The sequence below is a fragment of the Amycolatopsis sp. SID8362 genome (genome assembly GCF_010550475.1).
GTDB classification, from domain to species: Bacteria; Actinomycetota; Actinomycetes; order Mycobacteriales; family Pseudonocardiaceae; genus Amycolatopsis; species Amycolatopsis eburnea.
In genome coordinates this window covers 1-9,239 of sequence record NZ_JAAGNB010001523.1, presented here as the reverse complement: position 1 = coordinate 9,239, position 9,239 = coordinate 1, and the positions used below count along the sequence as shown (strand labels likewise).

At 71.9% G+C, this 9,239-nt stretch carries 11 protein-coding genes and 1 pseudogene; 7 read left to right on the top strand and 5 right to left on the bottom strand.

Annotation, left to right across the window (positions count from 1 at the left end; translation table 11 throughout):
• The 4 genes and pseudogenes from G3I65_RS56710 to G3I65_RS46930 form a co-directional block, all read right to left on the bottom strand.
• Positions 1-252, bottom strand: a pseudogene (locus tag G3I65_RS56710) (thiol reductant ABC exporter subunit CydC); the annotation flags it as partial.
• On the bottom strand, positions 249-1,808 hold the full coding sequence (cydD, locus tag G3I65_RS46940) for a thiol reductant ABC exporter subunit CydD (protein ID WP_309236028.1): 1,560 nt from the start codon (positions 1,806-1,808) through the stop codon (positions 249-251). The pseudogene G3I65_RS56710 and the gene cydD, both read right to left, overlap by 4 nt.
• Before the next feature lie 10 nt (positions 1,809-1,818).
• Complete coding sequence (gene cydB / locus G3I65_RS46935; RefSeq protein ID WP_160701845.1) at positions 1,819-2,805, bottom strand: cytochrome d ubiquinol oxidase subunit II; 987 nt, start codon at positions 2,803-2,805, stop codon at positions 1,819-1,821.
• Positions 2,806-2,808: 3 nt separating this feature from the next.
• Complete coding sequence (locus G3I65_RS46930) at positions 2,809-3,969, bottom strand: cytochrome ubiquinol oxidase subunit I (protein ID WP_160701844.1); 1,161 nt, start codon at positions 3,967-3,969, stop codon at positions 2,809-2,811.
• 140 nt (positions 3,970-4,109) lie between these two features.
• On the opposite strand from G3I65_RS46930, the gene G3I65_RS46925 reads away from it, so the two are divergent.
• From G3I65_RS46925 to G3I65_RS46905, 5 genes are read left to right on the top strand one after another with little or no spacing between them, the layout of a single operon-like run.
• On the top strand, positions 4,110-4,427 hold the full coding sequence (locus G3I65_RS46925) for a helix-turn-helix transcriptional regulator (RefSeq protein ID WP_125307115.1): 318 nt from the start codon (positions 4,110-4,112) through the stop codon (positions 4,425-4,427).
• The gene (locus G3I65_RS46920; protein WP_160701843.1) at positions 4,424-5,092 is read left to right on the top strand and encodes a permease prefix domain 1-containing protein; all 669 of its coding nucleotides are present in this window, start codon (positions 4,424-4,426) and stop codon (positions 5,090-5,092) included. Before G3I65_RS46925 ends, G3I65_RS46920 begins: the two co-directional genes overlap by 4 nt.
• Entirely contained in the window at positions 5,089-5,412 is a 324-nt protein-coding gene (locus G3I65_RS46915) for a DivIVA domain-containing protein (RefSeq protein ID WP_160701842.1), read from the top strand. The genes G3I65_RS46920 and G3I65_RS46915 overlap by 4 nt, the downstream gene beginning before the upstream one ends.
• Complete coding sequence (locus tag G3I65_RS46910; RefSeq protein WP_125307112.1) at positions 5,409-5,867, top strand: SRPBCC family protein; 459 nt, start codon at positions 5,409-5,411, stop codon at positions 5,865-5,867. The genes G3I65_RS46915 and G3I65_RS46910 overlap by 4 nt, the downstream gene beginning before the upstream one ends.
• On the top strand, positions 5,860-6,426 hold the full coding sequence (locus tag G3I65_RS46905; RefSeq protein WP_160701841.1) for a DNA-3-methyladenine glycosylase I: 567 nt from the start codon (positions 5,860-5,862) through the stop codon (positions 6,424-6,426). The genes G3I65_RS46910 and G3I65_RS46905 overlap by 8 nt, the downstream gene beginning before the upstream one ends.
• A gap of 40 nt (positions 6,427-6,466) precedes the next feature.
• On the opposite strand, the gene G3I65_RS46900 is transcribed toward G3I65_RS46905, so the two are convergent.
• The gene (locus tag G3I65_RS46900) at positions 6,467-7,261 is read right to left on the bottom strand and encodes an enoyl-CoA hydratase-related protein (protein WP_160701840.1); all 795 of its coding nucleotides are present in this window, start codon (positions 7,259-7,261) and stop codon (positions 6,467-6,469) included.
• Positions 7,262-7,457: 196 nt separating this feature from the next.
• On the opposite strand from G3I65_RS46900, the gene G3I65_RS46895 reads away from it, so the two are divergent.
• Together G3I65_RS46895 and G3I65_RS46890 are read left to right on the top strand one after the other, a co-directional pair.
• The gene (locus G3I65_RS46895) at positions 7,458-7,625 is read left to right on the top strand and encodes a DUF3117 domain-containing protein (RefSeq protein ID WP_013222969.1); all 168 of its coding nucleotides are present in this window, start codon (positions 7,458-7,460) and stop codon (positions 7,623-7,625) included.
• A gap of 90 nt (positions 7,626-7,715) precedes the next feature.
• On the top strand, positions 7,716-9,170 hold the full coding sequence (locus tag G3I65_RS46890; RefSeq protein ID WP_160701839.1) for a M17 family metallopeptidase: 1,455 nt from the start codon (positions 7,716-7,718) through the stop codon (positions 9,168-9,170).
• Positions 9,171-9,239 lie beyond the last annotated feature (69 nt).

Here is a 9,239-nt window from a genome sequence, read left to right as displayed (position 1 = left end):
GAGCCAGCGCAGCACGACTTCGTGCCCGGCGAGCCGCTCGGCGTAGCGGAGGCCGCCGCGGAGCAGGGCGAGCGTCCGGACCCCGACGATGGCGACGGTGAGCGCGCCGAGCGGGGGCCGTTCGGCGGCGCGGAGGAGCAGCCAGGCGGCGGTGGCCATGAGGGCCAGTGCGGCGAGTTCGGCTCCGGCGCCGAGGAGGGCGGCGCGGACGAGGCGGAGAGTGTCCCTTGTGGACACGGCCCAGAGGTTCACGCCGCCACCTCCGCGCGAATCCGGCCGTCCCGCAGCTCCACCACCCGGTCCGCCAGCGTCACCATCGCCGGCCGGTGGGCGACGAGCACCGCGGTCCGGTCCGGCAGCAACCGCCGGGTCGCCGACAAAACCGTCTCTTCCGTCCGCGAATCCAGCCGGGTCGTCGGCTCGTCCAGCAACACCAGCCCCGCCGACGTCCGGGCCAGCGCCCGCGCCAGCCCCACCCGCTGCCGCTGGCCCGCCGACAGGCCCTCGCCCAGCTCGCCCACCTGGGTGTCGTACCCCGCGGGCAACCCGGCCGCCACCGAGTCCAGCGCCGCGGCCCGGGCCGCGGCCGGAACGTCGGCCGGCTGCCCCAACGCGATGTTCTCCGCCAGCGTCCCCCGGAACAGCGTCGGCCGCTGCGGCACCCAGGCCACGTCGGCGAGCCAGTCGTCCGGCGACAGCGAACGCAGGTCCACCCCGTCGACGAGCACCCGCCCCGACGAAGGCGTCACGAACCCCAGCAGCACCGCCAGCAGCGTGCTCTTGCCCGACCCGCTCGGTCCCACCAACGCGATCCGCGCCCCCGCCGGCACCCGCAGGTCCACATCGGACAACACCGCAACACCGTCGTAGCACACCGAAACCCGGTCCAGCTCCAGCGAAGGCGCACCCCGCCGCCGGGTCGAAACCGCCTGCCGAGGGGTGAGTACCGGTACCGCGAGGGCCTCCCGCAACGCCGTCAACCCCTCGGCCGCCGCGTGGAACTTCGCGCCCGCCGCGCGCAGGGGCAGGTACGCCTCCGGGGCCAGCACCAGCACCAGCAACGCCGTTCGCGCGTCGAGGCCGCCGTCGAGGAGGCGGAACCCGATCGGCACCGCCACCAGCGCCACCGACATGGTCGCCACCAGTTCCAGCACCAGCGCCGAAAGGAACGCGATCCGCAGCGTCTTCATCGTCGCGTCGGTGTGGGCGGACGTCATCGACCGGACCGTCGAGGCCTGCGCCGCCGCCCGGCCGAACACCCGGAGCGTCCCGAGCCCCCGCACCACGTCGAGGAAATGGCCACCGAGGCGGAGCAGCAGCGACCACTGCCGCTCGGTGCGCGCCGCGGTGTGCTTGCCGACGAGGATCGCGAAGACCGGGATCAGCGGGAGCGTCGCCGTGACGACCAGCGCCGACACCAGGTCCGTCGTGAACAGCCGCGCGATCACCGCGACCGGCATCACCACCGACACGACCAGCGACGGCAGGTAGCCGGTCAGGTAGCTGTCCGTCGCGTCGGCCCCGCGCGTCACCTGCGTCGCGACGACACCCGCGCGGTCGGCGCGCGAATCGAGCAACCGGCGGCGCAGGCCGGCGCGCACCGAAGCCGCGAACCGTCCACTGAGGACGCCGTGGCCCAATGAAAGCAGTACCCGCGCGGCGATCGCGACGACCAGGAACAGCGAGACGCCGCCACCGGTGAGCAGCGTGGCGAGACCTTCGGCCTGGAGCAGCACCGAAGCGGCGGTGAGCACCCCGAGCGCGGCCAGCACGGCCAGGTAGCGCCGGAGTCCGGGCAGAGCGGGCACGGCGTTCCCCCTAGAAGTGCAGCAGCGAGCGCTGGTCGACGGGATGGCGGTGGGCGCGCCAGGTCAGCCACTGCACGACCAGCAGCACCAGCACCGACGGCGGCGCGAACCACGCCAGGAGCGCGAAGGTCCCCGGTGCCGTCGCCGCCTGCTCGACCGTCAGCGCGTACCCGGGCGAGACCAGCACCGCGGGGAACCGCAGCGTGCCGGCGAGCAGGGCCGGGCAGGCGGCCAGGACCATCGAGCCGACGAGCGCGAGGCGGTTCCGCCGCAGCGCCAAGCCGAGCCGGGTGGCGGCGAGCGAGGCGAAGGCCAGTACCGCGACACCCACGCCGAGCGCCGTGACGCCGTCGAGCGCGAAGGCGCTCCACACCGTGGTGATCACCAGGAACGCGAACACGGGCGCGGTGAACGCGCGGGCCAGCCGCACCGCGCGCCCGGTCAGCTCGGCCGGGGCGCGCACGGCGAGGAACGCCGCGCCCTGCAAGGCGAACAGCGCCACGAACCCGAGCCCCCACAGCACGGCGTACGGGCTGAAGAGCGCGAGGACGTCCCCGGACGGCGAGCCGTCGGCGGCCAGCGGCAGCCCGGCCACGAGGTTGCCGAGGAACAGGCCCCACGACAGCGCCGTCACGAGCGCGCCGCCGACGATGCCCGCGGTCCAGGCGCCGCGCCGCGCGTCCGGGCGGCGGCTGCGCAGCTGCATCGACGCCGTGAACGTCACCAGGCCGAGCAGCAGCGTCACGACCAGGACGTACGCCCCGGCGAACACCTTGCCCTCCAGGTGCGGGAACGCGCCGAACAGCAGCCCGACCGCGGCGACCAGCCACACCTCGTTGGCCAAGAAGAACGGGCCGAGCGCGCCGAGCGTCTGCCGCCGCCGCCGTTCGTCGGTCTCGAAGACCGGCAGGAGCATCCCGACGCCGTAGTCGTAGCCCGCGAGCGCGAAGTACCCGCAGGTCAGCAGGCCCAGCACGCACCACCACAAGGTCACCATCGGTCAGACTCCGCTCAGGACGGGCAGCTCGGCCGGCTCGTCGACCGGGTCCGGGCCGCGCTTGGCGACCCGCGCCATGAGCACCCAGTCGGCCACCGCGAGCGCGGCGAACAGCAGCGAGAAAGCGATGAAGGAGAACAGGATCTGGCCGGCCGGGACGTCCGCGACGGCGTCGGCGGTGCGCAGCTTCCCCCAGACCAGCCACGGCTGACGGCCGAGTTCGCGCACCAGCCAGCCCATGATCGACGCGACGAACGGCAGCGGGATCGCCGCGACCATCAGGTAGTGCAAGAACCGCGCCTTGGTGAGCCAGTTCCGGAACAGCAGCAGCGTGCCGAGGAGCGCGCAGAGGAACATCGCGAACCCGAGGGTGATCATCACGCCGAGCGGCGCGCCCACCGCCGCTTCGTGCAGCTTGTCCGGTTGGTACATCTTCAGCTGGCCGAACTGAGCGAAGCCCTGGTTGACCACGAAGATCGAGCCGACGAGCGCGGTGACCACGCCGAGCCGCATCGAACGGCGGAAGAACTCGACCTCCGCCGTGCGCTTCAGGAAGTGGTACGCGCTGACGCCGACGACGAAGAACCCGCCGGTCACCAGCGCGGCGCTGACGACGTGCGGGAGCGACGCGACCAGTGCCGGGTTCGAGAGCAGCGCGCCGAAGTCGTCGAGGTGCAGGGTGCCGCCTTCGAGCCGGCTGCCGACCGGGTTCTGCAGGAACGAGTTGGCCAGCATGATGAACAGCGCCGACGCGTACGCGGTCAGCGTGACCAGCCAGATCAGCGCCAGGTGCAGCCACTTGCGCAGCCGGCCGAAGCCGAAGATCCACAGGCCGAGGAAGGTCGACTCCAGGAAGAACGCGACCAGCGTCTCGATGGCCAGCGGTGCGCCGAAGACGTCACCGGCGAAAGCGGAAAGCCCGGTCCAGGTCAGCCCGAACTGGAATTCCATCACGATTCCGGTGACGATCCCCAGCGCGTAATTGATCACGTACAGGCGGCCCCAGTAGCGGGTCATCCGCAGCAGTTCGGGCTTGCCGCCGACCGCCGCGCGCGTCTGCATCACGGCCACCATCGTGACCAACCCCAGCGTGAGCAGCACGAACAGGAAGTGGAACGAAGTCGTCGTCGCGAACTGGAGTCTCGCGACCGGGAGTGCGTCCATGCCGAGCGACTATATACGTAGTCTGACTACATGTAGGCACAAAACCCATGAGATCCGGGTCATCTCCGGGTAATCCCCGGGTGTGTCCCCCGCCGTCGGGCAATAGCCTTTCCGGGGTGGGATGCGTAGACTGCGTACCTATGAAGGCGGACACCCTGCGCGGGCACCTCGACGCGTTGCTGCTGGCGGTGCTCGACGGCCGGAAACTGCACGGCTACGCGATCATCGAGGCGCTCCAGCTGCGCAGCGACGGCGCGCTCGACCTGCCGACCGGCACGGTCTACCCGGCGCTGCGCCGGCTCGAGCGGGCCGGCTGGCTGGCCAGCGAGTGGGACGTCGTCTCCGGCCGCAAGCGGCGCACCTACCGGCTCACGCGCTCCGGCCAGCAGGCCCTGGCCGCCGAACGCGCGGAGTGGCGGGAGTTCACCACGGTCATCGGGGGAGTGCTGGGGGCATGATCGACGAATACCTGGGCGACCTGGACCGCAGGCTGCACGGCTGCGGCCGGTTCAAGGCCGACCTGCTGGACGAGGCCAGGGACGGCCTGCACGACGCCGCCGACGCGTACCGCGCGGGCGGCTGGAGCGACGAGGACGCCGAGCGCCGCGCGGTCGCCGACTTCGGCCCGGCCGCCGTCGTCGCCCGCGACTACCAGGCCGAGCTGGGCATGCTCAGTGGCGTCCGCACGCTGTGGAAGCTCGTCATCGGCGTCCCGGCGATGCAGATCGCGTGGGACTACGCCCGGATCCTCACCTTCGGCGAGTGGACGAGGATCTCGACGCCGACGCCGGGGTGGTACAAGGTCGTCACGCACGTCAGCCACGGCGCGGTGTTCGTCGTGCCGGTGATCGGCGTGCTGGCGCTGCTCGGCATCCGCTGGCTGAGCCGCCACCTCGACGGCACCGGGCTCGCGCGGTTCTGCGGCACCCTCATCGCGATCGCGGTCGGCGTCAACCTGGCTTCGGTCGGGCTGTTGATCAGCGCGACCGGGTTCGTGGACGCGTCACGGCTGTTCCTGAGCGTCCCGTGCGCGGTGCTGATGGTCGCCTGGGTGCTGCTTTCGCTGCGGCTCGTCGTGCTCGCGAGACGATCCTGGGGTGGGTATGCCACGATCGTCGCGTGACGACCGCGCTGATCTACCTCGTAGTCATGCTGCTGGTGGCCGCCGTGGTGTTCCTGCTGGCCGCCGTGGTCTTCGGCCGGGGTGAGGAGCTCGCCCCGCTGCCGCCGGGCAGCTCGCCGACGCGGCTGCCCGCCGAGGACATCACCGGCGAGGACCTGACCGAGGTCCGCTTCCAGCTGGTGCTGCGCGGCTACAAGATGTCCGAGGTGGACTGGGTGCTGCGCCGGCTCGGCGTCGAGCTGGACGAGCTGCGCGCCCGGGTCGCCGAGCTGGAGCAGCGCGAGCGCGACCGGGAAAGCGCGCCCGAAGGGGCCCAGTGACGGATCTGATCCTGTCGGTCGACGTGCGCGCGCCGGCCGGGACGACCTGGCTCGCGCTCACCGACTGGACGCGCCAGGGCGAGTGGATGCTCGGCACCGAGGTCGAGGTCGTCGCGGGCAACGGCCGCAGCGTCGGGTCGCGCCTTTCGGCGTTCACCGGGGTGGCCGGCATCGGGTTCACGGACAAGATGGAGATCACGAGCTGGGAGCCGCCGGTGCGGTGCGCCGTCCGGCACCTCGGCAGCGTCGTGCAGGGCACCGGCGTGTTCCAGGTGGTGGCGAAGGGCGCGACGCGCTCGACGTTCGTCTGGGCCGAGCACCTGCGGCTGCCGTTCGGGCCGCTGGGCCGGCTCGGCTGGCCGGTGGTGCGCCCGGCGTTCGCGCTGGGCGTGCGCCAGTCGCTGCGGCGGTTCGCGCGGTTCGCGGAGAACTATTCGGTGGGTGGGGATGAGTGAGCTGTTCGGCACCGACGGCGTCCCGCGGTGCAGCTGGGGCAATTCGGCCCCGGACTACGTGGCCTACCACGACGAGGAGTGGGGCGTCCCGCTCCACGGCCAGGACGAGCTGTACGAGCGGCTGTGCCTCGAGTCGTTCCAGTCCGGGCTCTCGTGGATCACGATCCTGCGCAAGCGCGAGAACTTCCGGAAGGCGTTCAAGCGGTTCAAGCCGGCGAAGGTGGCGAAGTTCGGCGACGCCGACGTCGAGCGGCTGATGCAGGACGCGTCGATCGTGCGGAACCGGGCCAAGATCCTGGCCGCGATCAAGAACGCGCAGGCGATCGCCGCGCTGGACACGCCGCTGGACGACCTGCTGTGGTCGTTCGCGCCGACGTCGCATCGCCGTCCTCGCACGATGGCCGACGTCCCGGCCATCACGGACGAGTCCAAGGCGATGGCCAAGGAGCTGAAGAAGCGCGGCTTCGTCTTCCTCGGCCCGACGACGTGCTACGCGCTGATGCAGGCCACCGGCATGGTCGACGACCACGTCTCCGGCTGCTTCCGGGCCCGGTCGTGAGTGTTTAGTCGGGTTCTAACCCGACTAAACACTCACGACGTCACTTGCCCTGGAAGTTCGGCTTGCGCTTGCCGACGAAGGCCTCGACGGCCTCGGTGTGGTCGGCGGTCGCGCCGAGCGCGGTCTGGGCGGCGTCCTCGGCGTCGAGGGCCTCTTCGAACGTCGACTGCGCGGCCAGGTTGAGCACGCCCTTGATCTTCGCGTAGGCGACGGTCGGCCCGTTGGCCAGCTTCGCCGCCACCTTCTGGGCGCGCGCCGCCAGCTCCTCGTCCGGCACGACCTCGCCGACCAGGCCGAGGCGCAGCGCCTCCGCCGCGTCGACGGTCCGGGCCAGCAGCATCAGCTCGGCGGCGCGGCCGTAGCCGACCAGCCGCTGCAGCGTCCACGACGCCCCCGAGTCCGGCCCGAGCCCGACGTTGGCGAAGGCCATCAGGAACGACGACGACTCGGCGGCGATCCGCAGGTCACTGGCGTAGGCGAAGGCGGCCCCGGCACCGGCGGCGGTGCCGTTGATCGCGGCGATCACCGGCTTCGCCATCGACACGATCGCCTTGACGATCGGGTTGTAGTGCTCCTTCACCGTGTGTAGCGGGGCGGGGTCACCCGCCTGCAGCAGCCCCACGTGCTCCTTCAGGTCCTGGCCGGCGCAGAACGCCTTGCCCGAACCGGTGAGCACGACCGCGCGGACGGCTTCGTCGTCCGCCGCCTCGCGCAGCGCCGCGAGCAGTGCTTCCTTCAGCTCGACGGTCAGCGAGTTGTACGCCTGCGGCCGGTTGAGGGTGAGGGTGCGCACCCCGTCGGCGTCGGCGATCAGCAGGACGTCGGATGTGGTCACGTCTTCTCCTTGCGCGGATACATCGGTCGGTCACAGTCTTTCACCTCGCGCGAGCCGCATACCAGCACCGATACGGCGGCAAAAGATCGGTCCGCTGATGCGCCCGGCCGCTGATGAGGGACAATGGACACCAGACCCGGCTGGCTTTCACGCGAGCGCGACCCGGGCGCGCCGGTTGAGACGGAGGGAGCACGCTATGGCGGCCATGAAGCCCCGGACCGGAGATGGTCCCCTCGAAGTGACTAAGGAGGGGCGGGGCCTCGTGATGCGCGTACCGCTCGAGGGCGGTGGGCGACTCGTCGTCGAACTTTCCGCGGAAGAAGCGAAGGACCTCGGCGCCGCTTTGGCGGAGGTCACCGGCTAGCAAGCCTCCCTCGAACCGTCCTTCCGTCGCACCCCGGTCTCCCTTCGGAGGCCGGGGTCGCGGTTCCTCAGCGCCCGGAGGTTGCTCACTGTGCGTAATCCGCTACCCCCCGTTCCGACCAGTCTGCTCGACATCGAGGTAACGGCGGAGCTCCGCCGCGGCACCCCGACGGCCCGGTTCGTGACCGCGCCCGCGGACGACGTGGAGTCCGAGCCCCTCGAGGTCGGCGGCATCCGGATCACCGGCAAGGCGGGCGACGTGCAGACGGTCCCCGGCGACGGTCCCCGCTGGATCGCGGGCCTCGGCGACGGCGAGCCGAAGCAGTACCGCAAGACCGGCGCGGCGCTGGTCCGCGCGGTGAACGCGGCGCTGGCCGAGGACGTCGACAACGGGGGCAAGGCGTTCCGCGCGGTGCAGGTCGAGCTGCCGGAGGAGGCGTCCGGCGAGCACGTGACCGAGCTGGCGCTCGGGCTGCTCCTGGGCGGCTACCGCTTCAAGGTGTCCGGCGAGGACCCGAAGCCGTCGGTGCGGACGGTCCGGCTCGTGACCGCCGACCCGGCCGCCGCCGAGCTGGTCGCGCGCGCTTCGGCGCTGGCCGCGGCGACGGCGCTGACCCGCGACCTGGCGAACACGCCGTCGAACGTGAAGACCCCGGCGTGGCTGGCGGACACGGCGGCGAAGGTGGCGGGCCCGGGCGTCGAGGTGACGATCCGGGACGAGAAGTGGCTGACGACGCAGGGCTTCGGCGGCGTCGTGGCGGTCGGCGGCGGCTCGGCCCGCCCGCCGCGCCTGATCGAGATGACGTACCGCCCGGCGGGCGCTTCGAAGCACCTGCTGCTGGTCGGCAAGGGCATCACGTTCGACACCGGCGGCCTGTCCATCAAGCCCGCCGACGGCATGCACCTGATGCGCACGGACATGGCGGGCGGCGCGGCCGTGATCGCCGCCACCCGCGCGATCGCGGCCCTCGGCCTGCCGGTGCGCGTGACGGCGCTGGTGCCCGCGGCGGAGAACCACGTGTCGGGCTCGTCGTACCGTCCCGGCGACATCGTCCGCCACTACGGCGGCAAGACGACCGAGGTCGGCAACACCGACGCGGAGGGCCGCATGGTCCTGGCGGACGCGCTGGCCTACGGCATCCGCAGGTTCACCCCGGACTACGTCGTCGACGCGGCGACGCTGACGGGAGCGATGAAGGTCTCGCTCGGCCTGCGGACGGGTGGGTTGTTCGCTTCGGATTCTTCGCTGGCTGACGCGGTGATCGGGGCGGGCGCGCGCGTGGGCGAGGCGTGGTGGCGCATGCCGTTGGTCGAGGACTACGCGGAGAACGTCCGCGGCGAGTTCGGCGACGTCCGGCAGACCCCGGGCGGCCCGGGCAGCATCACGGCGGCGTTGTTCCTGCGCGAGTTCACGGCCGGGCTGCCGTGGGCGCACCTGGACATCGCGGGACCGGCGCGGTCGGAGAAGAACTACGACGAGGTGGTGCCGGGAGCGACGGGCTTCGCGGCCCGGACACTGGTGGAGCTGGCGGCTTCACTGGGCTGAGGGATGGCGGCCCGCGGTCGCCAGCACGTGGTCGCGGAAGCCGGTCACCGCCGGGGTCATCGGCTCCTC

Bases quoted from the DNA above. Each gene is read 5' to 3' on its own strand.
- cydB (WP_160701845.1), bottom strand. From the start codon at position 2,805: ATGGTGACCTTGTGGTGGTGCGTGCTGGGCCTGCTGACCTGCGGGTAC.
- G3I65_RS46920 (WP_160701843.1), top strand. From the start codon at position 4,424: ATGATCGACGAATACCTGGGCGACCTGGACCGCAGGCTGCACGGCTGC.
- G3I65_RS46905 (WP_160701841.1), top strand. From the start codon at position 5,860: ATGAGTGAGCTGTTCGGCACCGACGGCGTCCCGCGGTGCAGCTGGGGC.
- G3I65_RS46930 (WP_160701844.1), bottom strand. From the start codon at position 3,969: ATGGACGCACTCCCGGTCGCGAGACTCCAGTTCGCGACGACGACTTCG.
- G3I65_RS46925 (WP_125307115.1), top strand. From the start codon at position 4,110: ATGAAGGCGGACACCCTGCGCGGGCACCTCGACGCGTTGCTGCTGGCG.
- G3I65_RS46895 (WP_013222969.1), top strand. From the start codon at position 7,458: ATGGCGGCCATGAAGCCCCGGACCGGAGATGGTCCCCTCGAAGTGACT.